25 protein-coding genes are annotated in these 25,534 nt (G+C 60.6%); 13 read left to right on the forward strand and 12 right to left on the reverse strand.

Features of this window, described 5'->3' with window-relative positions; genetic code table 11:
* Window positions 1–70: 70 nt before the first annotated feature.
* Window positions 71–946, forward strand: coding sequence for a Tim44 domain-containing protein (locus CKW11_RS12645; RefSeq protein WP_095137766.1), 876 nt, complete (start codon window positions 71–73; stop codon window positions 944–946).
* A 136-nt stretch (window positions 947–1,082) separates the two neighbouring features.
* Complete coding sequence (locus tag CKW11_RS12650) at window positions 1,083–1,490, forward strand: SMI1/KNR4 family protein (protein WP_095137767.1); 408 nt, start codon at window positions 1,083–1,085, stop codon at window positions 1,488–1,490.
* A 21-nt stretch (window positions 1,491–1,511) separates the two neighbouring features.
* On the opposite strand, the gene CKW11_RS12655 is transcribed toward CKW11_RS12650, so the two are convergent.
* A complete protein-coding gene (locus tag CKW11_RS12655; protein ID WP_007960872.1) occupies window positions 1,512–3,275 on the reverse strand; it encodes a cation:proton antiporter in 1,764 nt (587 codons plus the stop codon).
* 282 nt (window positions 3,276–3,557) lie between these two features.
* Here CKW11_RS12655 and CKW11_RS12660 point away from each other — a divergent pair, with 282 nt between their 5' ends.
* Window positions 3,558–4,040: an acyl-CoA thioesterase gene (locus tag CKW11_RS12660; protein ID WP_041073853.1), complete on the forward strand. Its 483-nt coding sequence runs from the start codon at window positions 3,558–3,560 to the stop codon at window positions 4,038–4,040.
* Between the two features lie 129 nt (window positions 4,041–4,169).
* On the opposite strand, the gene pdxY is transcribed toward CKW11_RS12660, so the two are convergent.
* Complete coding sequence (pdxY, locus tag CKW11_RS12665) at window positions 4,170–5,042, reverse strand: pyridoxal kinase PdxY (protein ID WP_027610337.1); 873 nt, start codon at window positions 5,040–5,042, stop codon at window positions 4,170–4,172.
* A 117-nt stretch (window positions 5,043–5,159) separates the two neighbouring features.
* Between pdxY and CKW11_RS12670 the strand changes: the two genes are divergently transcribed.
* Complete coding sequence (locus tag CKW11_RS12670) at window positions 5,160–5,573, forward strand: DUF3301 domain-containing protein (RefSeq protein ID WP_095137768.1); 414 nt, start codon at window positions 5,160–5,162, stop codon at window positions 5,571–5,573.
* Window position 5,574: 1 nt separating this feature from the next.
* Here CKW11_RS12670 and CKW11_RS12675 read toward each other — a convergent pair whose 3' ends face one another.
* Window positions 5,575–6,546: a GTP-binding protein gene (locus CKW11_RS12675; protein ID WP_095137769.1), complete on the reverse strand. Its 972-nt coding sequence runs from the start codon at window positions 6,544–6,546 to the stop codon at window positions 5,575–5,577.
* A gap of 28 nt (window positions 6,547–6,574) precedes the next feature.
* Here CKW11_RS12675 and CKW11_RS12680 point away from each other — a divergent pair, with 28 nt between their 5' ends.
* On the forward strand, window positions 6,575–6,931 hold the full coding sequence (locus CKW11_RS12680; protein WP_095137821.1) for an NADH:ubiquinone oxidoreductase: 357 nt from the start codon (window positions 6,575–6,577) through the stop codon (window positions 6,929–6,931).
* Window positions 6,932–6,935: 4 nt separating this feature from the next.
* Here the strand turns inward: CKW11_RS12680 and CKW11_RS12685 are convergent, their stop codons facing one another.
* Both CKW11_RS12685 and zigA read right to left on the reverse strand, forming a co-directional pair.
* The gene (locus tag CKW11_RS12685) at window positions 6,936–7,586 is read right to left on the reverse strand and encodes a DUF1826 domain-containing protein (RefSeq protein WP_095137770.1); all 651 of its coding nucleotides are present in this window, start codon (window positions 7,584–7,586) and stop codon (window positions 6,936–6,938) included.
* Window positions 7,586–8,791 (reverse strand): zinc metallochaperone GTPase ZigA, encoded by a 1,206-nt coding sequence (gene zigA, locus CKW11_RS12690; protein WP_095137771.1) that lies wholly within the window; start codon window positions 8,789–8,791, stop codon window positions 7,586–7,588. The genes CKW11_RS12685 and zigA overlap by 1 nt, the downstream gene beginning before the upstream one ends.
* Window positions 8,792–9,025: 234 nt before the next feature.
* On the opposite strand from zigA, the gene CKW11_RS12695 reads away from it, so the two are divergent.
* Window positions 9,026–9,403, forward strand: coding sequence for a glutamine synthetase (locus CKW11_RS12695; RefSeq protein ID WP_095137772.1), 378 nt, complete (start codon window positions 9,026–9,028; stop codon window positions 9,401–9,403).
* Here the strand turns inward: CKW11_RS12695 and CKW11_RS12700 are convergent.
* Entirely contained in the window at window positions 9,400–10,602 is a 1,203-nt protein-coding gene (locus CKW11_RS12700) for an N-acetylmuramoyl-L-alanine amidase (RefSeq protein ID WP_095137773.1), read from the reverse strand. The genes CKW11_RS12695 and CKW11_RS12700 overlap by 4 nt on opposite strands.
* An 84-nt stretch (window positions 10,603–10,686) precedes the next feature.
* Between CKW11_RS12700 and folE2 the strand changes: the two genes are divergently transcribed.
* Genes folE2 through CKW11_RS12730 form a run of 6 tightly spaced genes read left to right on the forward strand, consistent with a single transcriptional unit; the run spans window position 10,687 to window position 15,893 of the window.
* Entirely contained in the window at window positions 10,687–11,583 is an 897-nt protein-coding gene (folE2, locus tag CKW11_RS12705; RefSeq protein WP_095137774.1) for a GTP cyclohydrolase FolE2, read from the forward strand.
* Window positions 11,580–12,248 (forward strand): metal ABC transporter ATP-binding protein, encoded by a 669-nt coding sequence (locus CKW11_RS12710; RefSeq protein ID WP_095137775.1) that lies wholly within the window; start codon window positions 11,580–11,582, stop codon window positions 12,246–12,248. Before folE2 ends, CKW11_RS12710 begins: the two co-directional genes overlap by 4 nt.
* Window positions 12,248–13,114, forward strand: a complete 867-nt coding sequence (locus tag CKW11_RS12715; protein ID WP_095137776.1) for a metal ABC transporter permease — start codon at window positions 12,248–12,250, stop codon at window positions 13,112–13,114. Before CKW11_RS12710 ends, CKW11_RS12715 begins: the two co-directional genes overlap by 1 nt.
* 11 nt (window positions 13,115–13,125) lie before the next feature.
* Window positions 13,126–14,001, forward strand: coding sequence for a metal ABC transporter substrate-binding protein (locus CKW11_RS12720; protein WP_095137777.1), 876 nt, complete (start codon window positions 13,126–13,128; stop codon window positions 13,999–14,001).
* A complete protein-coding gene (locus tag CKW11_RS12725) occupies window positions 13,998–14,558 on the forward strand; it encodes a DapH/DapD/GlmU-related protein (RefSeq protein ID WP_095137778.1) in 561 nt (186 codons plus the stop codon). The genes CKW11_RS12720 and CKW11_RS12725 overlap by 4 nt, the downstream gene beginning before the upstream one ends.
* A 3-nt stretch (window positions 14,559–14,561) precedes the next feature.
* Window positions 14,562–15,893, forward strand: a complete 1,332-nt coding sequence (locus tag CKW11_RS12730; RefSeq protein ID WP_095137779.1) for a dihydroorotase — start codon at window positions 14,562–14,564, stop codon at window positions 15,891–15,893.
* Between the two features lie 81 nt (window positions 15,894–15,974).
* Here CKW11_RS12730 and CKW11_RS12735 read toward each other — a convergent pair whose 3' ends face one another.
* Window positions 15,975–16,493: a DUF3617 domain-containing protein gene (locus tag CKW11_RS12735; protein WP_027610324.1), complete on the reverse strand. Its 519-nt coding sequence runs from the start codon at window positions 16,491–16,493 to the stop codon at window positions 15,975–15,977.
* Window positions 16,494–16,624: 131 nt separating this feature from the next.
* On the opposite strand from CKW11_RS12735, the gene cls reads away from it, so the two are divergent.
* A complete protein-coding gene (gene cls, locus CKW11_RS12740; RefSeq protein ID WP_095137780.1) occupies window positions 16,625–18,064 on the forward strand; it encodes a cardiolipin synthase in 1,440 nt (479 codons plus the stop codon).
* Between the two features lie 38 nt (window positions 18,065–18,102).
* On the opposite strand, the gene cfaB is transcribed toward cls, so the two are convergent.
* The 5 genes from cfaB to hflK (CKW11_RS12765) form a co-directional block, all read right to left on the reverse strand.
* On the reverse strand, window positions 18,103–19,290 hold the full coding sequence (gene cfaB, locus CKW11_RS12745) for a C17 cyclopropane fatty acid synthase CfaB (RefSeq protein WP_095137781.1): 1,188 nt from the start codon (window positions 19,288–19,290) through the stop codon (window positions 18,103–18,105).
* A 210-nt stretch (window positions 19,291–19,500) separates the two neighbouring features.
* Window positions 19,501–21,408, reverse strand: coding sequence for a heavy metal translocating P-type ATPase (locus CKW11_RS12750; RefSeq protein WP_095137782.1), 1,908 nt, complete (start codon window positions 21,406–21,408; stop codon window positions 19,501–19,503).
* Window positions 21,405–22,466 (reverse strand): protease modulator HflK, encoded by a 1,062-nt coding sequence (gene hflK / locus CKW11_RS12755; protein WP_095137783.1) that lies wholly within the window; start codon window positions 22,464–22,466, stop codon window positions 21,405–21,407. Before hflK (CKW11_RS12755) ends, CKW11_RS12750 begins: the two co-directional genes overlap by 4 nt.
* Window positions 22,463–23,503, reverse strand: a complete 1,041-nt coding sequence (gene hflC, locus CKW11_RS12760) for a protease modulator HflC (protein WP_095137784.1) — start codon at window positions 23,501–23,503, stop codon at window positions 22,463–22,465. Before hflC ends, hflK (CKW11_RS12755) begins: the two co-directional genes overlap by 4 nt.
* Window positions 23,500–25,461 carry a protease modulator HflK gene (gene hflK, locus CKW11_RS12765; protein ID WP_095137785.1) on the reverse strand — a complete coding sequence of 654 codons (1,962 nt, stop codon included), beginning with the start codon at window positions 25,459–25,461 and terminating at the stop codon, window positions 23,500–23,502. Before hflK (CKW11_RS12765) ends, hflC begins: the two co-directional genes overlap by 4 nt.
* Window positions 25,462–25,534: the final 73 nt, after the last annotated feature.

Consider the following 25,534-nt stretch of genomic DNA (forward strand, 5'->3'; position numbering starts at 1 on the left):
CTCTCGCTAGCCAGTAACACTTCAGCTGTGCAACATGGCGCGCGTGTCTCCACAAACGGGAATTCCCTTTATGAAACGTTTTCTTAGCATCGCCATGGCGTTGTGCATCGGCCTGACGATGAGCCTCGACGCCAACGCCAAGCGCTTTGGTGGTGGCAAAAGTGCCGGCGCTGCGCCGACGCACCAGACCAGCCAGATGGCTCCTTCTTCCCCAGGCATGGGCGGCGCAGCAGCGACCGCTGGTGCTGCCGGCGCTGCCGGTGCCGCGGCCAAGGCCGGTGGCGCTTCGAAATGGCTCGGCCCTCTGGCCGGTATCGCCGCCGGTGGCCTGCTCGCTTCCATGTTCATGGGCGGCGGCTTCCAGGGCATGCAGATCTTCGACATTCTGATCATGGCCGTGATCGCGTTCGTGATCTTCCGCTTCATCGCTGCGCGTCGACGCAAGCAGCAGGAGCACCTGGCTCCGGCCGGCGCGCCGATGCAGCGTGAAGCGTTCGAACAGAAGTCTGCTGCCATGGGTTCGATCTTCGGTGGTTCGGCCGCGCCGGTTGCCGCTCGTCCGGTGATCAATGCGCCGGCGTGGTTCAACGAGCAGAACTTCCTTGAAGCTGCACGCAGCCACTTCCAGTCCCTGCAGCAGCACTGGGACGCCAACGAAATGGACAAGATCGCCGAGTTCGTGACCCCGCAGATGCTCGACTTCCTCAAGCGTGAGCGTGCGGATCTGGGCGAAGGCTTCCAGTCGACCTACATCGACAATCTGCAGGTACAACTGGACGGCGTGGATGATCGTGCCGACAAGACCATCGCCACCCTGACCTTCAGCGGTGTGTCGAAGACCTCGCGTTTCGACCAGGGCGAAGTGTTCAGCGAAAGCTGGAACATGGAACGTCCACAGGGCGAGAACCAGCCTTGGCTGGTTGCCGGTATCCGCCAGAACGGCTGATCCCTCTGCGCTACGCATGCAGTAATAAAAACCCCAGCCTCGGCTGGGGTTTTCTATTTCGCGGTTGCATCTATAGCGAGCTACTGTATAAACCGGCCCATATAAACCGCGCCATTCAAGCAAGAGGATCCCGGACGTGGAAGAAATCATCGAACAACTGCGCGAAGCCAACGAACCCGTACCGGTTCCACTGGAGTTGCCTGACGAAGACTTGCTGGTCGAAATCGAAGAACAACTGTTCATCGACATTCCGTTTGTCTTCAAAGAGTTTTTGCTGACCGTCAGCGATGTGGTCTACGGCAGCCTCGAACCGGTAACCGTTACCGATCCACAATCCCACACCTACTTGCCGGATGTTGCCGCCAATGCCTGGGACGTCGGTGTGGATCGCAGTCTGATCCCGATCTGTCAGGACGGCGACGATTACTACTGTGTCGAAGAAGATGGCACCGTGGTGCTGTGGCAGGCGGAAGAAGAGCTGCTGGCCGAAGAAACCTGGGAATCCGTGTGGCACTGGGCGCGGGACGTCTGGCTGGAAAGCTGATTCGCCAGACGCCCCGGCCGGTCAGTGCCCCGACGATTCCTTGTGATTGTCGAGGGTTTCCAGCAGGGCCACCTGCATCCGCGTGTGCACGCGGATGAACCAGCGCCAGAGCAGCGCCGCCACGGCGGCCGCGACCACGGCGACCAGCACCAGCAACTTGTTGGTCGGCAGAATACTGGCCGACAAGGCTGCCAGCAGCAGGAAAATCACCAGCAGCGAGAGAATCGGGATCACTTCGGAGATCACCCGACGCACTCGCTGCGTGTGCCGCCCAGCCATCTCCGGCTTCACGCCCATCTCCGCCAGCAGCATCGACAGCGCCTTGAGCTTGCGATACGCGGCGATCAGGAACGGCAGCGACAGAAGCAGTGCCCCGCCCCAGATCAATGCCTTCTGCCAGCTCGGATCAGCGATCCAGTCCTGCATCCACACTGACAGCCGCCCGGCAAAGAACGCACCACTGAAGAAGATCGCGATCACCAGCGCCAGATTGACCCCGACCTGCAACAGAATCCGTCGGATCATCGCCGCCAGCATCGCGCCCTCGCCTTGCGGCTGAATGCTGCGCAGCCATTCGCCATACATGCCGAACACCCGGCCCAAACGCTTGGGCACCGCCGCCGAGAGCTTGATCGACAGCGGATCGGCCGCGCGGATCAGGTAAGGCGTAAGCAGCGTGGTGATCACCGACACCGCCACCGCAACGGGATAAAGGAAGTTGCTGGTGACCTGCAGCGTCATCCCGAGCGCAGCGATGATGAAGGAAAATTCGCCAATCTGTGACAGCCCCATCCCGACCCGCAGTGAGGTGCGTCCGTCATTGCCAGCGATAAAGGCGCCGAGGCCACAAGACAACATCTTGCCGAGCACCACAGCCACGGTGATTACCGCGATTGGCCAGGCATATTGCAACAGGATCATCGGATCGAGCATCAGGCCGATAGCGACGAAGAAGATTGCACTGAACAGGTCACGAACCGGCTCGATCAGGCGTTCGATCTTCAGCAACTGCCGCGACTCGGCCATGATCGCGCCGATCAGGAAGGCGCCGAGCACCATGCTGTATTCGAGCTTGACCACCAGCAGGCAGAAGCCGAAACACAGCCCCAGCACGGTGATCAGCAGCATCTCGTTGCTTTCGAATTTGGCGACATACGCCAACAGACGCGGCACCAGCAGAATGCCCACCACCAGGGCGACGATCATGAACAGCGAGAGCTTGCCGACCGTGGAAAACACTTCGCCCGAGCTGACCGTGCCGCTGACCGCGATGCTCGACAGCAGGGCAATAATGCCAATGCCGAGGATGTCCTCGACGATCAGTACGCCGAAGATCAGCTGCGCGAAGCGCTCGTTCTTCATCTTCAGGTCGTTGAGCGCCTTGACGATGATGGTGGTTGAGGAGATGGCGAGGATCGCACCGAGGAACAGCGAGTCCATGGTGTTCCAGTCGAACCATCGGCCGATTTCATAGCCGATCCAGATCATCAGGACGATTTCGAGGAACGCCGCAATAAACGCCGTGGCCCCGACCTTGAACAACTTGCGCAGACTGAATTCCAGGCCGAGACAGAACATCAGGAAGATCACCCCCAGTTCGGCGAGGGTCTTGATGGTTTCTTCGTCGTGGATCAGGCCGAACGGCGGTGTGTGCGGGCCAATGATGAAACCGGCGACGATGTAGCCGAGCACCACCGGCTGCTTGAAGCGGTGAAACAGCACGGTGACCACACCTGCGACCAACATGATCACTGCCAGGTCCTGAATAAAGCTGATGGCATGCATGGTGTGGGCTCCTTGTCTGACGTGACCCGCCGTCAGACTTCAGAAAGGTCTGAGCGAGCTGGGTAAAAATCCGCTTTTCGTGTAGGAATTGCCCTTGGGCAGGGCCTTTTGCAGGTTAACACCGCGACTTCCGGCTGGAAGGCGGTGCAATATAAGGAAACAGATCGGCGCCGGCGTGACGGCAGACAGTCGTCTGGCGTCCCGATAACGGTGCTTTTGAAAAAGCCACCAGGCACCCGCAGAGGTGCGTCCAGCCATCCAGCCTTGATCCGTGAGAACGTTATGGAACCCGGAAACGCCCAACTGTCGATGACGGTATTGATGACCCCCGACATGGCCAACTTCTCTGGCAATGTCCACGGCGGTACCCTGCTCAAATACCTCGACGAAGTGGCCTACGCCTGCGCGAGCCGCTATGCCGGCCGCTACGTGGTAACGCTGTCGGTGGATCAGGTGATTTTCCGCGAGCCGATCCATGTCGGCGAACTGGTGACCTTCCTCGCGTCGGTCAACTACACCGGCAACACCTCGATGGAAGTCGGTATCAAAGTGGTGACCGAAAACATCCGCGAGCGCTCGGTGCGCCACACCAACAGCTGCTTCTTCACCATGGTCGCGGTGGATGACCAGCGCAAACCGGCCCCCGTGCCGCCGCTGCAACCGCAGAACAGTGAAGACAAGCGTCGTTATATGCAGGCCCAGCAGCGTCGGCAGATTCGTCAGGAGTTGGAAAAGCGTTATCAGGAGATCAAGGGCGACGCCTGACCTTTGGAATGATGTTGCTTTACAGATCGCCTTCGCGAGCAAGCCCGCTCCCACATTGAATCGCAGTCCTCCCATGGGAATGCAGTCGAATGTGGGAGCGGCTTGCTCGCGAATGGAGGTAATGCGGTCTTACAGGCTGATCGCCGTCGCCTCGAACTTCACCCGCGGATGCGCAATCCGGTCCTGCGCCCGCACCAGTTGCAGCTCATAACTGGCGCAGGCCTGGGTTTCCAGCAGCACTTCATGCACCGCCGCGGCGGTGAACTCAAACGCCGCTACCAGACTGTCGCCGAGCAGCACCCGCGCCAGGAACAAACCGGACGTCAGATCGCCCACGCCCACCGGCTGACGCGGAAACGCCAGCAGCGGACGGCGCAGGTGCCAGCTTTCATCAGCGGTCACCAACAACATCTCGAAACCGTCCGCCGGCTTGCCCGGATAATCCAGATGCTTGACCAACACCGCTTTCGGCCCGCGCGCCAGCAACGCCCGAGCCATCGCCAGGCAGTCGAACAACGACTGCGGCTTGCGCCCGGAGAAGCTGTCCAGCTCCAGTTGGTTAGGGCACATGATGTCCGCCACCGCAGCTGCTTCCTCCAAGAGGAAATCACTGACTTCGGCCGGCACACTGCAGCCCTTCTCCGGATGGCCCATCACCGGGTCGCACAGGTACAAAGCCTTTGGATTGACCGATTTGATGCGTTCGACGCCACTGAGAATCGCCCGGCCCTGCGCCGCGCTGCCCAGATAACCGGAAAGCACGGCATCGCAGTTGCCCAGTTCGCCGATGGCGGCGATGCCTTCGACCAGTTCAGGAATCTGGTGCGGCGCCAGCACTTCACCGGCCCATTGCCCGTACTGGGTGTGATTGGAAAACTGCACGGTGTTGAGCGGCCAGACATTCACCCCGACTCGCTGCATCGGAAACACGGCGGCGCTGTTGCCGGCGTGGCCGAAGACCACATGGGACTGGATGGCGAGCAGATGAGGCGTACGTTTCATTCGGGTCATTCCGTAAAACGATTGAAATTCAAGCCGCGCAGTATGCGACGAAACACAGCCTGTACGACAGACCGGCGACGCAGTTAAGCTGAGCTTATCTTTTGGAGTTTCCTGTTGATGCTGACCCTCGAAAACATCTTCGTGCTGATGCTGTTCGCCGCTGCCGGCGCATGGTTATGGCACAACCACGGCTTGCGCGAGCGGGCGCTGGAGCGGGTCAAGCAGCATTGCATCAACGTCGGCGTCGAACTGCTGGACGGTAACGTCGCGTTGAAAAAAATCGGTCTGATCAAAGATACGAGCGGACGGCGGCGCCTGGCCCGGGTCTATAACTTCGAGTTCACCGTGACCGGCGAAACCCGGCACAACGGCACCATCACCCAGTTCGGCGCGCACAGTGCGCAGATCGAGCTGGCGCCCTACCCGGCGCCGTTCGACGACACGCCGCCGGTGGTCGAGGTCACTCGTCCGCGGGCCGAAGTAATCGAACTGAGCCAGTGGCGTCAGGAACACACCAAGTGGAAGCCTTGAGCTAACCCGTCGGCACCCGGCATTGCGCCATGCCTGACTGCAATTCATCGATACGTTGCGCATCGGCAAAGATCAGTTCTATACGTGAATCCCGCCGCCACTCGCTGGGTTGCCAATCCAGTTCAGTGTTATCCACGGCATTGGCCGACACCCAACCCTGTGCGCTGTGGATAACCAGTTTGGCCCGCCGCCAATCCAGGCTCCTCAGCCATTGGTTCAGACGTTGCGTATCGAACGTCTGTCCCGGGTGCCAACGCCAGCCGATGCTCCAACCGCCCTCCTGTGCCTGACTCAGGCAGATCGGCACGGCCGGATCGGTCCAGATTGCCGGAATCGATCCCGCCCCCTGCGGTACGACGAGGTTATCCATACCTGCCATTGCTTGCGCCGCCACACCCGGCAACTCGCGTAAAGGCAGTTGCGCCTGCTGCGTCCAGATCAGTTTGACTGCCGGCAAACGCTCGGCGATGGTCTGCCGCGCGGCCTCATCCAGACTTTCTGCCTTGTTCAGCAACAGCAGACCAGCGCTGGCCAAAGCGTCCTGCTGAGCGGGCGGCAACGCTTTCCCGGCGGCCAGCGCCTGGGCATCCAGCACTAACACACAGGGCTGCAGCGCCAGCACACCCAACCACGGCGCTTCGCTTAACTGCTTGAGCAACTGCGCCGGATGGCCCAATCCGGACGGCTCGATGAACAGCCGATCCGGTCTGGCCTTGCGCAGCAAACGGCCGAGGCCGATCTGAAACGGCGCACCATTCACGCAACACAGACACCCTCCGGCGACTTCGCCCAGTGCGATACCATCGGTGTCGCGGGTCAGCAACGCAGCATCGAGGCCGATCTGACCGAACTCGTTAATCAGCACCGCCCAGCGCTCGCCGTCCGGCCGTTGGGCCATAAGCTGGCGAATCAGGCTGGTCTTGCCGGCGCCCAAAGGGCCGGCGATGACATGGGTAGGAATGTTCTGCAACATGACTAGGCGTTTTCTGAGGGGATTGGACATGCGTTGGATGGGATGGTCGTTGCTGTTGATGCTGCTGTCGAGCGAAGCATGGGCCCAGGCTTGCGTGGTGCACAGCCAGGGGGAGCGGCTCGACGTTAGAGTCTGCCAGCAGAACCGCAATATTCCCGAGAAGCTGTTCAGCGACGGCTTCTGCCAACCGACCCTGGCCGGGCAGAAAGTCGAGGTGCAGTACGTCGATCAATGCCCAAGCGGCGCGTTCGGCGTGTGCAGCAACGCGCAAGTCGCCAATATGCCCTATCGCCAGGATATCCACTATTACGGCGTCGCCTCCGACGCGGCGTATTTGCAGCCGTACTGCGAAGGCCAGAGCCAGGGCAAGTGGCTCAAGCCTTGAGCCGTCAGCCGAGCCAGTCGAGGGTCAACAGCAGTCGTCGCTCACCCGGCGCCGGTTGCGGGGAGCGATGAATCAGGCCGAAGCCTTCGTTGCCGTGCCACTTCTCGCCTTTCAATAGCGCCACATCACCACGCTTGAGTTGCTGGATTTGGCTCATGCCGTGTGGCTCGGCGTTGGCCTGGCCCAACTGCTCGCGATCCATCACGCCCTCTTTGAGCCATTGGCTGCCAATCCCGGCATAGGTGGTGATCAAGCGCACCGGCACATGATCGACATGGAAGCGTGGGCACATGGCCTTGTCCAACACCCGCAGGCGCAGGCCGATACGCCGTGCCCCCAATAGACAGGCGAAGGCACTCACCAGCCATTGCAGGTCAGCGATGAAGCCTTCGTAGCCTTGCAGATCACGGAACCCGGCGGCCAATCCTTGCAGATCAGGGTCGGCGTCCTCATTCGGCAATTCGATGCACAGCGCTTCCGCCAAAGGCTCGTTGAGCGACAGCAGCAACTCTGCGAAATAGGCGATGTGCGGCGGCAGTTGACGCTGCCAGACCGCGAGATTGACGTCGTCTTCAAGGATTCGCGCCAGCGTTTTCGGCGTCGCACCTTGATGCTGATGGCATGCCCGGTTCTGCTGCAGTTTGAGCGCAAGCATCAGGCGGCCTCTTCGTGCCAAGGGCCGAACGGGTCCGGCAGTCTGCGCCAACCGTCTACGCCATCGGCCATTTCTTCGTCAGTCAGCAGGCAGGCATCGAGCTCCGACTTGAGCTGTACGAAGTCGATGTTCTGGCCAATGAATACCAGCTCCTGACGACAATCTCCGACGCTCGGCGTCCAGTTTTCCATGATTGCTGCAGTACTTTCCTGATCCTGCGGCCATTGATTTTTCGGCACGAAACGCCACCAGCGACCCGCGAAACCATGGCGCATCAAACCGCCGGCCTGCGACCAACTGCCTGCGTCGCAGGGTTTGCTGGCGAGCCAGAAGAAGCCTTTGGAGCGCAGCAGTTTGCCGTTCGGCCATGGGCGATCGATGAAGTCGAAAAAGCGCTGCGGATGGAACGGGCGGCGTGCGCGGTAGGCCGTCGAGGCGATACCGTATTCCGTGGTTTCCGGCTCGTGCTCACCGCGCAACTCCTGCAACCAACCCGGGGCCTGAGCAGCTTTCTCGAAATCGAAACGCCCGGTGTTGAGGATTTTCTCCAGGGGCACCTCGCCCATCACCATCGGGAAGACCTCTGCCTGGGCGTTGAGGCGCTTGAGGATTGCCATCAGCTCCTCGCGCTCTTGGCGACTGATAAGGTCGATCTTGCTGATCAGCAGTACGTCGGCGAATTCGATTTGTTCGATCAGCAGATCGGTGATCGAGCGTTCATCTTCATCGCCCAGAGTCTCGCCGCGGGACGCAAGGCTTTCGGCAGCCTGATAGTCGAGGAGAAAATTCACGCCGTCGACTACCGTGACCATGGTGTCGAGCCGCGCGACGTCGGCCAGGCTCTGACCGTGTTCATCGCGGAAGGTAAACGTTTCGGCGACCGGTAGCGGCTCGGAAATGCCGGTGGATTCGATGAGCAGGTAATCGAATCTTCCTTCGCGGGCGAGTTTGCTGACTTCTTCGAGCAGGTCCTCGCGTAACGTACAGCAAATACAACCGTTGCTCATCTCCACCAGTTTTTCTTCCGCACGGTTAAGGCTGACATCGCGCTGGACTTCGCTGCCATCAATATTGATCTCGCTCATATCGTTAACGATGACAGCAACGCGCAAGCCTTCTCGATTACGTAGTACGTAATTCAAAAGTGTACTTTTTCCGGCGCCGAGAAAGCCCGAAAGAACGGTCACTGGAAGCTTGTGTGACATTGGATAATCCTCATCAGATGGTGGCCGATGTGCGCTTTTGCCTGGTTTGGCGTAGCGCACCGCGTTCTAGAGCTTCAAAACAGCGATATGGCAGAAGCAGACGCTTGAAATCGGCGAGCTCAGGCTCAATTCAATTTTATGTTATAGTATAACAATATAAATAAGCCAGTCCTGCTCTTGTCCGAAACGCTAAAGAGCAAGAAGCTGTACGCAATCCGCCCATCGGGAACCGCGATGAAAGATGCCCTGAAATGCTCGCTGCTGAGTCTCGCGTTGCTGTCGGGCGCCAACGCCTGGGGGCAAATTCCCGCGCTCGCCAACTGCACACGCAGTGCGAATCTGCTGGCCTGCATTGATGCACATGGCAATGCCTACAGCGTGAACACCGTGGGCAACACGATTTACCTGCGTGGCTTTGAAAAAGACGGCAAGCGCTACTGGGCACAGACCAACAGTCGCTTCGGCCAACTGACGTTCTTCACCGGGATCGCCTCTGACGGGGAAACCTGGGTTGGTTACACCCGTCGCGTCGGCTGGACGACGATCAATCGCTTTTCCAGCTCTGGCGGCAGTAGCGCCAAGTTCACCTGCAGTCGGATCACCGGCTGCTAAACCCGCGTTTTTTGCTGCCCCTGCTGCCAGGCGATGTAGCTGTCGACCGGTGGATTCTTCTGAAAGTAACGCTGCAGCCCTTCGAACAAACCATCCGCCACGGCTTGCTGATGTCGAGGCGTGACCAGTCGCTGGCTGTCGCGGGCGTTGGAAATGAAGCCGGTTTCCACCAGAATCGACGGCACGTCCGGCGACTTCAACACGGCAAATCCTGCCTGCTCCACGCGCTTTTGATGCAGTGTGGTAATGCCTGCCAGACTGCCGAGAACGGTGCTGCCGAGTTGCAAACTGGCGGCGATGGTAGCGTTCATCGACATGTCGAGGATAACCCCGGCGAGCATCGGATCCTTGTCCTTGAGATTGAGCAGACTGGTCGCACCCAGCAGATCCGCGCCGTTCTCCCGCTGTGCCATGAAGCGTGCAGTAGCTGACGTCGCACCACCTTCGGACAGGCAATATACCGACGCTCCCGACGCCGTCAGACGCGGTGCCGCGTCGGCGTGCACCGAGATAAACATGTCGGCCTTGTGCTGACGAGCGATGTCCACACGCTTGCGAAGCGGCACGAAGAAGTCGTCATTGCGCACCAGTTTGACGTCGAAGCCTTTCTCCTTTTTCAGGCGTTTGGCGAGCAATTGCGCGATGGAGAGCACCACATCCTTTTCCCGCTCACCCTTGGCGCCGACTGCACCTGGGTCTTTCCCGCCGTGTCCGGGATCAACGACGACGATGATGTCGCGCTTGGGGTGAGCCAGATTCGAAGGTGTTTCACGTGGAACCATTGCCTGGCTAGATACCGGTTTGGCGTTTACCAGATCAAGCACCAAGCGGTGTCCCTGGCCATCTTGAGGCGCCAAAAGGAAGCTGTTGAGAAACACTGGATTGTTCAAATCAAGAACGATCCGTGTGTCACCCTGACCAAAGTGCCCTGAACGAATGGCACGAATCGCGGTATCAGCCAGCGCCAATTGACTGAAATCGCCACTCAAACTTGCCCCGGAAAGATCGATAATCAAACGTTCTGGAGCGCTCAGCGAAAAGGTTTTGTAGCGTACCGGACCGCTGAGGTCGAAAACCAATCTCAGTTTGTCATCCGAACGCCAGAGGCGCGCATTGCGAATTTGCGTAGCCGAAACAGTGAAGGGAAAAGCCAAAGCCGTGCTGGCCAGAAGTAGGTTGAGCAGATGACGTCGGTGCATATGAAAACCCGTTCATGAAAAAGGCATCGTGATTTGAATTGTTATAATGTAACATTCAATTCAATCAACACGATGGTCCCGAACATGAATTCGCTGACACTTCCGGATATCGCCACGCAAGCCGCTCGACAAGCACTGCCGCTCGAGTGGGTGGGAATGCGCGGCATTGCGTTACCCGTTTTGCTGGAGGGCCAACGCCTGAATGCGAAGGCTGATGCGGGCGTCAGCCTCGACGATGGCGAGGCGCGCGGCATCCACATGTCACGTCTGTATTTGGCACTGGCAGCACTGGAACGGCACAACCTCTCACCTGCCAGATTGCGCGAAGTACTCGAGGACTTTCTGGCCAGCCATGACGGCTTATCCAACAGCGCCTACCTGAATATTCACTGCGAAGTGTTGCTGAAAAGGCCCGCGTTAGTCAGCCCTCTGGCTGGTTGGAAGAGCTACCCAGTGAGCATTTCTGCGAGCCTGAAAAACAAAGTGTTCCACGTGGAACTGAAAATAGAAGTGCCCTACTCCTCAACTTGCCCTTGCTCAGCAGCGTTGGCGCGGCAGTTGATTCAACAGCAATTCATCGATGATTTCGCCAACAAGCCACTGCAACATGCCGAAGTTTTGGCCTGGCTAGGATCAAGCCAAGGCATTGTCGCCACCCCGCACAGCCAACGCAGCACCGCGCAATTGCATATGCATCTCGACGGATTCATCGATGAGCTACCCCTGAGCGCAATCATCAATGACGCCGAAGCGGCGCTCGGCACCGCCGTACAAACCGCTGTGAAACGCGCCGACGAACAAGCCTTCGCTCTGGCCAATGGACAGAACCTGATGTTCTGCGAAGACGCTGCGCGACGACTTAATCTGGCCCTGCGTCGCTCTCCCGGCGTCAGTGGCTTCCACCTGCGAGTGATCCACGCCGAAAGCCTGCACGCCCACGACGCTGTCGCTGAAAGCCACTGGCACAGAGAACTCGCATGATCCGTTGCCACACCCTGAGTTGGGGCGCACCCGGCCAACCACTGACTTCGCCACTGACCCTCTCGCTGGAACACGGCAGCCTCAGCGCCATCATCGGCGCCAACGGCTGCGGTAAAAGCAGCCTGCTGAAAGTCATCGCCGGATTGCAGAAGCCGTTATCGGGAAAGGTCGCACTGGGTGTTCCACGTCAGGGCGGTTTGGCGTTCCTGCCGCAACAGCAACACCTCGACCGACAGTTCCCCATCAGCCTCGAAGAGCTGGTGGCTGCGGGTTTCTGGGGCCGTCGACTGTCGACGCAACTGCGCACGCAACGACTCGTCGACGCCTTGGAAAACTGGCACTTGAGCGGATTGGAAAAACGTCCGCTGATGGCTCTTTCCGGTGGCGAATTGCAACGCGCCCTGCTCGCCCGCTTGAGTCTGACCGACGCCCCATTGCTGCTCCTCGACGAGCCCCATGCCGCGCTCGATGAACTGGGTCAGCAATTGCTTTGGCAGCACATCCACGGTTGGCACTCCGAAGGACGGACACTCTTGATGGTCTGCCATGACCTCGCCGCCGTCCGTCAACACATCCCGCAGACCCTGTTGATCAAAAACCGCGAATGCGTGTTCGGCCCCAGTGCCGAACTAATCCAGCAAACACCCAATATGCAGGTGGCCTGATGCTCACCGTCGCCCACCTCTGGCACCCGTTCAGCGAGTTCGTGTTCATGCGCCGAGCGCTGCTCGGCGGACTGGTATTGGCCTGTAGCACAGCGCCGCTCGGTGTGTTTCTGATCCTGCGACGCATGAGCCTGATCGGTGACGCCGTCGCCCACGGCATCCTTCCCGGCGCGGCATTGGGCTTCTGGTTCGCCGGTCTGAGTCTGCCTGCGCTGACCCTCGGTGGTCTGGGTGCCGGCCTGAGCATGGCCGGACTAGCCGCCTGGATTACCCGTCGCACTGGCCTGCGCGAAGACGCCAGTCTCGCAGCGATCTACCCGATCTCACTCGCCAGTGGCGTGCTGATTCTTGGCATCGCCGGCAAGCGTCTCGACCTGCTGCACTTGCTGTTCGGCTCGGCGCTCGCCGTCGACGGCCCGACCCTCAACGGCATGTTATGGGTCTCGGCCCTCAGCCTGATCGCCTTGGCAGTCATCTACAGACCGCTGCTGCTCGACACCCTCGACCCGTTATTCCTGCAAACCGTCAGCCGCCTCGGCCCTCTCGCTCACGGCGTGTTCCTGACCTTGGTGGTGCTCAATCTGGTGATCGGTTTCCAGGCCATCGGCGCCTTGATGGTGGTTGGTCTGATGATGCTGCCCGCCGCCGCTTCACGGTTCTGGAGCCGTCGCCTGGCGAGCCTGATTGCCATCTCGGCGCTTATCGGCTGCCTCTCGGTGTGGTGCGGATTGCTGATCTCGTTCTACTACTCGCTGCCCAGTGGTCCGGCGATCGTGCTGGTCGCCGGCATTGGTTATCTGCTGTCCGTGGTGTTCGGACCGGTACACGGTTTGCTACGCCGCCCGCCTTTGCTCACATCCCAATGAGGTGTTTCCCGATGCGCGCTCTACTCGTGTTGTTCAGCCTGATGCTGTCGATGTCGTTGTCGGCGGCGGAAAAATTACCGGTGGTCACCAGCTTCAGCATCCTCGCCGACATGGTTCACCAGGTGGGTGGCGAGCATGTCCAGATCACCAACATGGTCGGCCCGGACGCCGACGCGCACACCTATGAACCGACACCGGACGACGCGAAAGCGCTGCTCAAAGCCAAACTGATCATCAAGAACGGCCTCGGTTTCGAGCCTTGGCTAGATCGCCTGGTGACCAGCACCGAGACCAAATCCCCCGTCATCAGCGCCAGTCATGGCGTGATACCACGCTCGCTGGAGGAAGACGGCGAGACCATTCCCGACCCGCACGCCTGGCACAACCTGGCAAACACCGAGCTGTACATCGCCAACATCACCAAGGCGCTGATCGCCGCCGATCCGGCGAACAAGGCCGATTACCAACGCAACAGCCAGACCTACCTGAAACAGATCTACACCCTGCTCGCCGAAGCCAAGGCCAAGCTCGGCTCGCTGCCACCGGGCAATCGCAAGATCGTCACCAGCCACGATGCCTTCGGTTATCTCGGTCAGGCCTACGGCATCGACTTCATGGCGCCGCAAGGTCTGTCCACCGAGCGTGAACCTTCGGCTGCCGAAGTCGCCGCGCTGATCACCCAGATCCGTCAGGCCAAGGTCAAAGCGGTGTTCATGGAAAACATCAAGGACGCACGCCTGCTCAAGCAGATCGCCGAGGAAAGCGGCGCACACATCGGCGGCACCCTGTACTCCGATGCCCTCGCCGCCAGTGGCCCGGCCAGTACCTTTACCGGACTGTTCGAATACAACCTCAACACCCTTTATGACGCACTGAGCCAGCCATGATCCGCAAAAATCCTTCCGGCGATCTGCCGCACATTGCCAAGTCGGCCTACGTCGATAAAACCGCGATCATCTGTGGCAAGGTGGTCATTGGCGAGAACGTCTTCGTCGGTCCCTACGCGGTGATACGCGCCGATGAAGTAGACGCTTCGGGCACGATGGAGCCGATCACCATCGGCGCCAATTCGAACATTCAGGACGGCGTGGTGATCCATTCCAAATCCGGCGCTGCGGTGACCATCGGCGAGTTCACCTCGATCGCTCACCGGTCGATCGTGCATGGCCCGTGCGTGGTCGGCGACCGGGTGTTCATCGGCTTCAACAGCGTGCTGTTCAATTGCGTGGTCGGTGATGGCTGCGTGGTGCGGCACAACTCGGTGGTCGATGGCCGCGATTTGCCGGACGCGTTCTACGTGCCCTCCACCACCCGTATCGGCCCCCACACCGACCTTTCGCAGTTCCCGCCAGTGAGTGTCAGCGCCTCGGAATTTTCCGAAGACGTGGCCCGCACCAACGTCGATCTGGTGCGCGGCTACAAAGCCTTGCAGAACGAGTTCTGAACCATGAGCAGCGTGCTGATTCGCAACGCCAGACTGGTCAATGAAGGACGCGAGTTCGACGGTGATCTGCTGGTCAGCCATGGCCGCATCGTCAAGATCGCGCGCAGCATCGACGGTGAAAATGCCCGTGTGGAAATCGACGCCAATGGCCAATGGCTGTTGCCGGGGATGATTGATGATCAGGTGCATTTTCGCGAACCGGGAGCGCCGGCCAAGGGCTGCATCCACACCGAGTCGCGTGCGGCGGTGGCAGGCGGCATCACCAGTTTCATGGACATGCCCAACACCCAGCCGGCCACCCTCACCCTCGAAGCGCTGGCGGATAAAAAGCGTCGGGCGGCGATTAACTCCGTGGCCAACTACGGCTTTCACTTTGGCGTCAGTCAGGACAACCTCGACACCGTCGCCGCGCTCAACCCCTGCGAAGTGGCCGGGGTCAAAGTGTTCATGGGTGCGTCCACCGGCAACATGTTGGTGGACGATCCGAGAACGCTCGAGCGTTTATTCGCCGAGGCGCCGACGATACTGCTGGCGCATTGCGAACACACGCCGAGCATCGAGGCCAATGCAGCACGCCTGCGCGAACGCCTCGGCGAACACTTGCCGGCGAATATCCATGCACTGATTCGCGATGCCGAGGCTTGCTACCGCTCCTCTTCGCTGGCAGTGGAACTGGCGAAACGTCACGGTACCCGCCTGCATGTCTTGCACCTGACCACCGCTCGCGAACTCGAGTTGTTCGAGGACAAGCCGCTCGCCCAGAAACACATCAGCGCTGAAGTCTGCCTGCATCATCTGCTGTTTGATGACCGCGACTATCCATCCCTCGGCAACCTGATCAAGTGCAATCCGGCGATCAAGACCCAAACCGACCGTGACGCCTTGCGCGCAGCGTTACTGAGCAATCGACTGGATGTGATCGGCAGCGATCACGCACCGCATACCTGGGCGGAAAAACAGCGCCCGTACGCCGAGGCGCCGTCCGGTTTGCCGCTGGTGCAACATGCCCTGCCGGCACTGCTGGAGCTGGTCGCCGATGGCGTGCTGCCGATCACCACCTTGGTGGCAAAGACCAGCCATCGGGTGGCGGATCTGTTTGCGATTCCGGATCGGGGTTATTTGCGCGAGGGGTATTGGGCGGATCTGGTGCTGGTTGAGCCAGCGGCGTTAGAAGTGTCGCGGCAACCGATTCTGTCGCAGTGCGGATGGACGCCTTTTGCTGACAGGACTTTTCGCTATCGGGTGAATACCACGTTGGTGTCGGGGCAGATTGCCTGGCGGGAACAGCGTATCAACGAAGGATGTCAGGGGCTGGCGCTGCGATTTATGCGGTGACAACCAAGACGCCTTCGCGAGCAAGCCCGCTCCCACAGGAATCATCTTGTGCCTGTGGGAGCGGGCTTGCTCGCGAAGCTTTTAAGCTCTTGGCTTCACGGTACCGCAATCCTGACCCAACCACACCGCACGGGTTTCCAGACTGCCCTTCTGGTTGATGCCGATGGCGTTGAACGTGCCGTTGGCCACAGTGGTGAACTCACGATCACTCAGGAACGTCGCGACACCCGTGCCTTGCGCTTTCGGGCAACTGAAGCGGAATTTCCACTGGTTGCCGGTGCGCTCGGTGATCTGCTGTTTGCAGCCCGACTGCGGATCGGCCAGCGGAATATCATTGGTCGCCACCTGCTGCGGCGTCAGGCAAGCACGAATGCCTTTACCGCCGATGTTGATCCCGTTTTTCTCCAGCGCCGCACGCTGTTGCGGGGTCATCTGACCTTGCAACTGGCCGAGGATCGATTGCACATCCATGGGCTGGTCATCGACCTTGACGTTGCTCGAGGTCATTTCCCACAGCCCCGGCTGCAGCATTTGCGCCTGCGCAACCACCGGCATTGCCAAACCCAGGCCCAGCGCCAAACCCAGCAGACGAACGTTCATCGAAAAACTCCTGATCAGTAGTGGCCGTTAGACGTCGGCCGATTGCTTCGGTTCATGCACCAATTAAATAGCGACATTCACCTCGGAACATGGTCTGTTACGCATTGAGTCTTCAGGAGCAAGGCTGCCCCATGGATTATTTTGGACCGCATATTTTCGGTTATCTGATCGCCCTGATACATAGCCTCGGCTTGATCGCCGCGATCCACGCGGTGCTCACCGTACGCACCGCTCAAGGCTCGATCGCCTGGGCATTGTCGCTTATTTTCATTCCCTACCTGACGCTCATCCCTTATCTGGTTTTCGGTCGCAGCACCTTCGACGGCTATATCAAGGCGCGCCGTCAGGCCAACGAACAGATGCGCCAAGCGATCTCCGAGTTGAACTGGCGCCCGTGGGTCGAAGAAGCCCTCACCGCCCGCGCCTCGAAGGCCTACGCCTCGCTACGCGCCATGCCCAAACTTGGGCGGATGCCGTGCCTGGCGAACAACCAGGTGCAACTGCTGGTGAATGGCCACGCGACCTTCGAGGCGATTTTCCAGGCCATTGATGAAGCGCGCGAAGCAGTACTGGTGCAGTTTTTCATCATCCATGACGACCGCCTCGGTCAGCGCCTGCGCGACCTGTTGCTGAAGAAAGCCGCCGAAGGCGTGGCGATTCATCTGCTCTACGACCGCATCGGCAGCCACGCCCTGCCCCACAGTTACGTGCAGGCGTTGCGCGATGGCGGTGTCGAGGTCAAAGCCTTCGCCACACGCAGTGGCTGGCTCAATCGCTTCCAGGTGAATTTCCGCAACCACCGCAAAATCGTCGTGGTCGATGGCGTGCTCGGCTTTGTCGGCGGGCACAACGTCGGTGATGAATACCTGGGCGAGAAACCGCCGCTGGCGCCCTGGCGCGATACCCACGTGCAGGTGCGCGGGCCGGTAGTTGCCTGCATGCAGGAGTCGTTTGCCGAGGATTGGTTCTGGGCCGCACGGACGTTGCCGCCACTGATCCTGCCGGATGTTTACCCGGAGGACGGCGTGCTCTGCCAGTTGCTGGCGAGCGGCCCGGCCGATGCCTACGAAACCTGTTCGCTGTTCTTTGTCGAAGCGATCCATGCCGCAACCGAGCGAGTGTGGATCACCAGCCCGTACTTCATTCCCGATGAAGCCGTGTTCGCCGCGTTGCGTCTGGCGGTGCTGCGCGGCGTCGACGTGCGCCTGCTGCTGCCATCGCGTCCAGATCACCGCATCGTCTACGCCGCTTCCAGCTTGTATGCGTTTGAAGCTGTGCGCGCCGGCGTGCGGGTGTTCCGCTACGAGCCGGGGTTCCTGCATCAGAAAGTGGTGTTGATCGACAGCGAAATCAGCGCCATCGGTAGCGCCAATCTGGACAACCGCTCGTTTCGGCTGAATTTCGAAGTGATGCTGCTGACCGTTGATAGCGAATTCGCCGCGCACGTGGAACACATGCTCAACGATGATTTCGAGCAGGCTTATGAAGTCGCCAAAGAAGAAAGCCGGGAGATCCACCGCCTGCAACAGCTCGGCATGCGGATCGCCCGGCTTATTTCACCGATTCTTTGACCGGCCGCTCGCTCGAATGAGCGAACGGTCGTCAGGCCTCAGGGGTGGTAAATATCGTCGCGGGTCCAGGGCAGTTCATGGCTGCCATCCGGATGCGCTTTCACCGCTAGAATCTGATGCAGATTGATCCAGCCCCGGGCGAACGCATAGGCACACCCGGCCAGATACAGGCGCCAGATGCGCAGCGCCTGATCCGGCACCAGTTTTCCGGCCGCTTCGAGATTGTCCTCAAGACGCTCGCTCCAGTGATCCAGCGTGCGCGCGTAATGCAGGCGCAGGCTTTCGACGTCGACGATCTCCAGCCCGGCTTCGCTGATCTCGGCTGAGATCATCGCCAAGTGCGGCAGCTCACCGTTGGGGAACACGTATTTCTCGATGAAGTCGCCGGCACCGCGGCCTACCGGACGGCCGTCGGTGTGTTTGGCGGTGATGCCGTGGTTCATCACCAGACCGCCCTCCTTCACCGCGCCGAACAAGACCTTGCAGTACTCGGCGAGGTTGGCGTGGCCGACGTGTTCGAACATGCCGACGCTGACCACCTTGTCGAAACGCCCGTCCTGCGGCAGGTCGCGGTAGTCGAGCAATTGCAGTTCAACCTGATCTTCCAGACCCTCGGCTTTTACGCGCTCACGGGCCAGTTCCAGCTGTTCCTTGCTCAAGGTGATGCCGAACACTTTGGCGCCGAATTCACGCGCCGCGTAACGCGCCAGACCACCCCAGCCACAACCGACATCCAGCAGGTAATCACCCGGCTGCAAACGCAGCTTGCGACACAGATGGCGGAACTTGGCTCGCTGCGCCTGTTCCAGGGTTTCGCTGCCGGTTTCGAAATAGGCGCAGGAATAGGCCATGTCGCTGTCCAGCCACAGCTGATAGAACTCGTTGGACAGGTCGTAGTGATAGGAAATGGCTTTGGCGTCGGTTTCCTTGTCGTGCACCGAACGCACCGGCTGAGCGTCCTCATCGTCATTGAGCAAGGCGCTGCTCAATTCGTCGCAGACCCGAATGACCTCGCTGATCGAGCCCTCCAGTTCCAGCCTGCCTTCGACAAACGCCGCCCCCAGCGCGTCGAGACTTGGATGGGTGAACTGGGTGACCATCGTCGGGTCCTTGACCACGATGGTGACGCTGGGCGTCGGCCCCAGATTGAACTCATGGCCATCCCAGAGTCGCAAGCGAAGCGGAAGCTGCAGATTCTGTAAGGCCGGTGGAAGTTGCGCGAGCATGGAAAATCCCCCCTTGTTTCAGACGTCAGATCTGAGGGTAGACCATCCTTGAAAAATAGCAGGCTATCGATTTAATTAGCCGAGACTATCGTTCCAGACGCTCCATCATGCCCTCATGCACCCACTGTTTAAGCCCAGGTAACGGCAATGAAGTGTGCGCCCTCTATATAGATGACTGCCTATTCGGCGCACAGTTCGCTGAACCACACTTCAGCGATCATCCTTGAGCTTGAGCAATGGCTCCTGAAACCGCAGCAGTCGCCCGGCATTGCCCAACACCAGCAACGTACTGAGGTTGTGCAGCAGCGCGGCGATCATCGCTCCGGCCGCGCCGAGCCAGCCGAATGCCGCAAACACCACGATTGCCAGGGTCCAGCCCAGACCGATGATCACGTTGACCTGCAAGGTTCGGCGGCACTGGCGACTGAGTCGCACACAGGTGCCGAGGCGACGCAGATCGCTGCCGATCAGCACGATGTCCGCCGAGGCCAGCGCAATGTCAGCACCGCCGGCGCCCATCGCGACACCGACCACACCAGCCTTGAGCGCCAGCGAATCATTGATGCCGTCGCCCACCACCATCGGCCGGAAGCCGTTGTCGATTTCCTTGAGCACGCGGTTGAGCTTGTCCTCGGGCAGCGCCTGCGCTTGCAGCTCTTGCAGGCCGACCTCACGGGCCAGGGTCTGCGCGACACTCTGGCGGTCGCCGGTCAGCAGCAACTGGCGACCCAGGCCGAGCTCGCGCAATTCAGCGAGGGCAAAGCGCGCTTCCGGTTTGACGCTATCGGCCAGCAGCAACCAGGCGACAAACTCGCCGTTCAGTGCCAATCCGGCAATCGGCCCGTCGTGCTCGGGAACGGTGGTGGTGACAATGCCCAGTTGCGCGAACAGTTCGGGACGGCCCAGTGCCGCCTCGCCCTGCCCGGTCATGGCGACCACCCCGAGCCCCTGACGCTCGTGGATATCAGTCAGCGGCAGGCTCTGCTCCTGATTGACCAACCCCGCCAACGCACGGCTGACCGGGTGACTGCTGGCGGCGCCGAGACTGGCCGCCAATGCCATCACCGAAGCCTGATCCAGGCGCGGGCTGCTGATCGATTGCAAACGCAAGGTGCCGTAAGTCAGGGTGCCGGTCTTGTCGACCACCAGTGATGTGAGATCTGCCAGCTCCTCAAGGAACGCCGAGCTGCGAATCAGAATGCCGTGGCGCGCCGCCACCGCCACTCCGGCAATCGCCGTGGCCGGTGCCGACAGCACCAAGGCGCAGGGACAGGCCGCAACCAGCACCGCGAGCATCGCTTGCGCGTCATTGGTGACAAACCAGGTCACCGCCGCCAACAGCAACACCAGCAGCATGTAGCTGCCGGCATAGCGTTCAAGCAGACGAGTGATCGGCGGTTTCGAGCGTTCGGCGTTCTGCATCAGCGCGATGACTTTGCCCAGCGTCGACTGATCGCCGGTGCGGGTCACCTCAACGCGCAGCAAGCCGTCGAGGTTGATCGCGCCACCGAACACCGTCATGCCCACCGCCGTTTCCACTGGCACCGACTCGCCGGTGATCGACGCGGTGTCGAGGCTGGCCTGACCGAACAACACCCGGCCATCCGCCGGCACCCGATCGCCCGCGCGTACCTCTACAGTGTCACCGGGTTTCAGCAGGCCGTTATCGACTTCGATGATCGAGCCGTCCGCTTGAATCTTGCGGGCGTGACTGCGAGTCAATTGGCCGAGGGCGTAAATCGCTTCCTGCGAGCCGATCACACTGCGCTCTTCCAGCACGTGGCCGAAGATCATGATGATCGGCAGCAACGCAGCCGTCAGCAGATCGCCGGTCGCCCATGCGCCGAGCATCGCCAGGGCAATCAGTTGATCAGTAATGCCGTGCAGACTCGGATAACGCAGGCTGTACCACGCCGAACGCATCACCGGCACCGCCACCAATAAGGAAGCGAAACCCAGCAGCAACTGACTGACCCCGGTTTGCTCCGGCATCAACCAACGCCAGATCAGACCGAGGCCGAGCAAGCCAAGGGCAAGCATCGCCAGGGTCAATTGCCGTGCCGCGCGGCGCTGTTCGGCCGAGGACAACAGGCTCGGTGCAGCAGTGGTCGCAGTCATTTACTGGCTCCCTGAATGATCAGGCGGGAATCGTCTTTCGGATCGACCGTGGTCACTGAACCAGCCTGACCAAGAATCTTCGGCATGCGTTCGCGGTACAGCCGCAGGAGCATCTGCGGATCGGTACCCTGTTGTTGCGCCTTGGCCAGGCTCATCACCGTGGCGGTGTCGGCAGAGGCTTTCGCCAACCGCTCACCGGCCTGGGCATGAGCCACTTGCAGGGTACGGTCGGCTTGCTCATTCGCGGTCTGGGTGAGTTTTTCCGCTTCGGTGCGTGCATTGGCGACGGCTTTGTCGGCCTGCTGACTGGCGGTCAATACCGCATTGAAAGCGCTGACCGCCGGATCCGGCAGACTCGACTGCACGTCGACCCGCGCCACTTCGATGCCGATGCCCTGCCCACTCGCCTTCAACTCAGCCAGACGCTGGTTGATGCCTTGCACCAAATCACCGCGCAGACGCTCGCGTCGCTCGGCGGCCTGATTATCGACACTGATCAACTCGGGCCGCGCGACCAGAATCGTGTCCAGATCCCGGGCGGCGGTCAGGGCCACCGCGCTGCGGGTGACCAGCCGATCCAGTGCTGGCAGCACATGATCACCCTGCAGTACGAAGTCATAGGGATCGCTGACTTTGTAGAACACCCGCACATCCAGTTGCACCACGCCGGCGTCGCCGGTGAGCAAATAGCCGGAACCGGCCAGCGCATCACTCAGCGGTGTGGCGAAGGTCGCCACACGATCAGCCTTGATCGCCTCACTGCTGCGCAGCAGGTTTTCCACTCGGCGCTCGATGACCCGATCAGCTGCCGGCAGCAAAACCACCTGCTCGAACGGCTGCGGCCAGGCCAGTAACAGCCCGGCATTCTGGATGCGCTGCAGTGCGCCGAAGTGCAACACCACCGCGCGATTCTGTGGATCAATCTGCCGCACATTGGAAAATGCCCACGCCAACGCAGCCAATACCGTCACTGCGTACAAGGCGAAAAAAGCCAAGCGTCCGGCCTGAATCCACGGACTGCTCAACGAATGTGTTCCACGTGGAACTTCATCACTCATGGCTGCGATCCGGATTTGTTTTCAACAGTCGGCGGGCCGTCCACCAGCACGCGGAATGGCGCAGCGTCGGTGCGCAGGATCAGCTTGGTGTCCGGCGTCACGATGGTGCCAAGGGTATCCAGTGAGCGCAGCAGGTTGTACAGCTGCGGTGAGCCAGCGTACGCACGACCATAGATTTGCGCGGCTTCGACCCGCGACTGTGCTTCGATTTCTGCGGCCTCCACCGTGGCATCGGCCTGGACAATTCGTGCATCGCGCTCGGCGGCCGAGCGAATCTGCGCAGCCTCACGCTTGCCAATGGCGGTGCGTTCGGTGGCGATTGTTTCACGCTCGGCGCGCATCCGGTCGACCGTGGCCGTGAGCGTCACCGACGGCAAGGTCAGGCGTTCGATGCCCACTTGCACCACGCGCACGCCGTAGGTGGCCAGCAACTGCTGGTCGATCTGCTGACGCAGTTGCGCTTCGAAATCGGCAATACGCACTTTGCTGGCATCAGTATTCACCAGATCCGCCAAGTCGAAACTGCTGGCGGTGGTTTCCAGCGCCGAGCCGACAAAGGTGCGAATCTGTCGCGCCGCTTCGTCCGGCTGGTTCTGCACCGCGCGCATGAAACGCTGCACATTGTCCGGGTCACCCTGCACCTGCCACGCCACGTAAGCCTGAACGATGATGCGCAAGCCATCGCGGGTGCCAACATCCTGCAAACCACTCGAGGTGGTACGCAGACGCAGATCCACCGGGATCGCCGCTTCGAACGGTGCCGGCCAGCGCCAGCTCAAACCCGGCTCAAGCAACACTCGAGACGGATTACCGAAACGGGTGATGACCGTGGCCTCGCCCGAACGCACCTGGACCAGGCTTGCCGCCGCGATGGCAAACCCCACCAGCAACAACGCCCAGCCCATGCGCCGCCACGGGAACGGCCCCGCCTCTTCCGGAGCATCGTGGTGATGATGCCCATGATGATGGTGATGCCCGGCGTGGCCGTGATCGTGGCCGCTGTGGTCATGCGAATCGTGAGTGTGCGACTGGCTCAATGGGCAACTCCTGGTTGAGCGGTGGTGCGCGCAGGCGTCGGATCAGCCGGCAGTGTGAATGTACGCAAATCGATGGTCGGCGCATTGCTGCTGCCGCCTAGACGGTGGTCGAGTACCAACAGTTTGGCCTTGCTCAAGCCGAGGCTGAGCTGACTCAGATATTGCTCGAGCACGAACGCCTGGCCGGCGCTGGCATAGGCTTTCTGCTCAGCGCTGAACTTCAGATCTGCCGCCTGCGCCGCCGCATTGATTTCACGGGCGCTGGCACTGGCCTGATCGCGAGCGAGGCTGGCCTGCAATTGCGCCTGATTACTGACTTCTGCCGCAGCGCCGCGCTCACGGGAGATCAACGCCTGCGCGCCGATCTGCGCCGCCTGTACGTCGTGATAAGCATTGGCTGCACCGGCGGGTGGATGAATCGCTTCGACCACGGTGGCGAGAATCTCCACACCGCTGTCGAGTTTCTGTAGATCACCTTGCACCGCACGACCGATTTCTTCGCCCAGCCCTACCCGGTCGGCACCGAGCAAACCGTCGAGGGTGCGCGAGGCAAAATCGTGCACCAGAATCCGGCTCGCGGTACTGCGGATCAGCGTCGGCACATCGGCATTGTTGTAGGTTGCCGCCAAGGCGTCCTGATCCCGCAGGCCGATGCGATAGACGAAGCGCACGTCCATGTTGACGATCTGAAAGCTCTGCTGATCGCCACGGCTGCTGGCGATCACTTGGGATTTGTCGTTGACGTGGCTGGCATCCCACAAGCGGTTGGCGGTCATCGGCGCCGGGCCTTCGGCAGGCTCAGCCTGGGTTGGCGCGGGAGCATCGCCGACGCTGGTTGCCAACTCGTGCACCACGCCATTCTCGACGCTCAATACACGGCCCAATGGCCACGGCAGACCGGCATGCAATCCGGGGCCGAACACTTGCACCGGTTTGCCGAAGCGCTCGTAGATACCGCGCCCCTGCAGCGGAATTTCTTGGATACCGGTCAGCAGCCAACCGATCGCAGCAACCAGCGCCAGCACCGGCAGAAAGGCCCGGCGCATGTAACTGAACGCCCAGATCTGGCGCAGATCGATGCCGAAACGGTTGTGCAATTCGTGCTGCAAGGCGAGCAACGGCTGCGGTGGCCAACGCAGCATATCGGCAACAAAACTGCGCGCCAGCAGGGTCGGTTCGAGCTGCTCGCGACGAGGGCTGAACACCGACAGAACTGCGCGCAATAGCAACTCGATCGCAACCAATCCCGGCAAGATCCCTATCAACACCGCAAGCCGTACTGGCCACACCGAAGCCTCGCTGGCGAACAGCAGGCACAACGCACCCAGCACCAGACTGATGATCGCCACCCGCGCCAGTTGCGCAAGCGATCCGGCTTCCGGCCATTGCGCCGGGTTTTCCTGAGCCAGTTGCCGCTCCAGCACCAGCAAGCCGAAACCCAGCAGCAACATCAGCGCCGCGCCCACCGTGGCCGACAACCCGACCGCAGCGGCCGGCAACGTCGGACTCCACACCTGCCCGATGGCGAGCACCACCAGCACTGACCAGCCGCCCAGCCACAACGTGGCCGCACCAATCTGACCGAGCAGGTGCAAACCGCGCTGACTCAAACGCTCCAGCAATCGTTCGTACCAGCCATCAGGTGCGGTTTGCTCGACCTCGTTCAGCGGTTCCTGCGCCATTGGGTACATGACCCGTGCGCGCCATTGCGTCACCCACCACGCCGACTGCAAACCGGCGACCAGCACCAGCAACGCCGCGCCCAGATTCACCAGCAATGCCGGCCATATCGATTGCGCGGCAAACAGCTCGACAAACAACGCCAGCACCCACCCTGCCCCGGCCAATCCGCCGAGGCCGATGGCCAGACGACGCAAGCGTCGCCCCTGTGTGGCCGCTTGTTGAAAGCGCGGCAACTCGGTCACTTGCGTGCCATCGACATCCAGATCGACTTGCATATCACCTCAAAGCCATTGATTCACCGGTCTAATCGTTACGATATAACGAAAAGCGTGAAATATTTGTACACAA

Origin of the sequence: Pseudomonas sp. Irchel s3a10 (assembly GCF_900187525.1) — a bacterium.
GTDB classification, from domain to species: domain Bacteria; phylum Pseudomonadota; class Gammaproteobacteria; order Pseudomonadales; family Pseudomonadaceae; genus Aquipseudomonas; species Aquipseudomonas koreensis_G.

Coding starts and splice junctions, on each gene's coding strand:
- CKW11_RS12645 (WP_095137766.1), top strand. CDS start 71: ATGAAACGTTTTCTTAGCATCGCCATGGCGTTGTGCATCGGCCTGACG.
- CKW11_RS12655 (WP_007960872.1), bottom strand. CDS start 3,275: ATGCATGCCATCAGCTTTATTCAGGACCTGGCAGTGATCATGTTGGTC.
- CKW11_RS12660 (WP_041073853.1), top strand. CDS start 3,558: ATGGAACCCGGAAACGCCCAACTGTCGATGACGGTATTGATGACCCCC.
- pdxY (WP_027610337.1), bottom strand. CDS start 5,042: ATGAAACGTACGCCTCATCTGCTCGCCATCCAGTCCCATGTGGTCTTC.
- CKW11_RS12670 (WP_095137768.1), top strand. CDS start 5,160: ATGCTGACCCTCGAAAACATCTTCGTGCTGATGCTGTTCGCCGCTGCC.
- CKW11_RS12675 (WP_095137769.1), bottom strand. CDS start 6,546: ATGTTGCAGAACATTCCTACCCATGTCATCGCCGGCCCTTTGGGCGCC.
- CKW11_RS12680 (WP_095137821.1), top strand. CDS start 6,575: ATGCGTTGGATGGGATGGTCGTTGCTGTTGATGCTGCTGTCGAGCGAA.
- CKW11_RS12685 (WP_095137770.1), bottom strand. CDS start 7,586: ATGCTTGCGCTCAAACTGCAGCAGAACCGGGCATGCCATCAGCATCAA.
- zigA (WP_095137771.1), bottom strand. CDS start 8,791: ATGTCACACAAGCTTCCAGTGACCGTTCTTTCGGGCTTTCTCGGCGCC.
- CKW11_RS12695 (WP_095137772.1), top strand. CDS start 9,026: ATGAAAGATGCCCTGAAATGCTCGCTGCTGAGTCTCGCGTTGCTGTCG.
- CKW11_RS12700 (WP_095137773.1), bottom strand. CDS start 10,602: ATGCACCGACGTCATCTGCTCAACCTACTTCTGGCCAGCACGGCTTTG.
- folE2 (WP_095137774.1), top strand. CDS start 10,687: ATGAATTCGCTGACACTTCCGGATATCGCCACGCAAGCCGCTCGACAA.
- CKW11_RS12710 (WP_095137775.1), top strand. CDS start 11,580: ATGATCCGTTGCCACACCCTGAGTTGGGGCGCACCCGGCCAACCACTG.
- CKW11_RS12715 (WP_095137776.1), top strand. CDS start 12,248: ATGCTCACCGTCGCCCACCTCTGGCACCCGTTCAGCGAGTTCGTGTTC.
- CKW11_RS12720 (WP_095137777.1), top strand. CDS start 13,126: ATGCGCGCTCTACTCGTGTTGTTCAGCCTGATGCTGTCGATGTCGTTG.
- CKW11_RS12725 (WP_095137778.1), top strand. CDS start 13,998: ATGATCCGCAAAAATCCTTCCGGCGATCTGCCGCACATTGCCAAGTCG.
- CKW11_RS12730 (WP_095137779.1), top strand. CDS start 14,562: ATGAGCAGCGTGCTGATTCGCAACGCCAGACTGGTCAATGAAGGACGC.
- CKW11_RS12735 (WP_027610324.1), bottom strand. CDS start 16,493: ATGAACGTTCGTCTGCTGGGTTTGGCGCTGGGCCTGGGTTTGGCAATG.
- cls (WP_095137780.1), top strand. CDS start 16,625: ATGGATTATTTTGGACCGCATATTTTCGGTTATCTGATCGCCCTGATA.
- cfaB (WP_095137781.1), bottom strand. CDS start 19,290: ATGCTCGCGCAACTTCCACCGGCCTTACAGAATCTGCAGCTTCCGCTT.
- CKW11_RS12750 (WP_095137782.1), bottom strand. CDS start 21,408: ATGACTGCGACCACTGCTGCACCGAGCCTGTTGTCCTCGGCCGAACAG.
- hflK (WP_095137783.1), bottom strand. CDS start 22,466: ATGAGTGATGAAGTTCCACGTGGAACACATTCGTTGAGCAGTCCGTGG.
- hflK (WP_095137785.1), bottom strand. CDS start 25,461: ATGCAAGTCGATCTGGATGTCGATGGCACGCAAGTGACCGAGTTGCCG.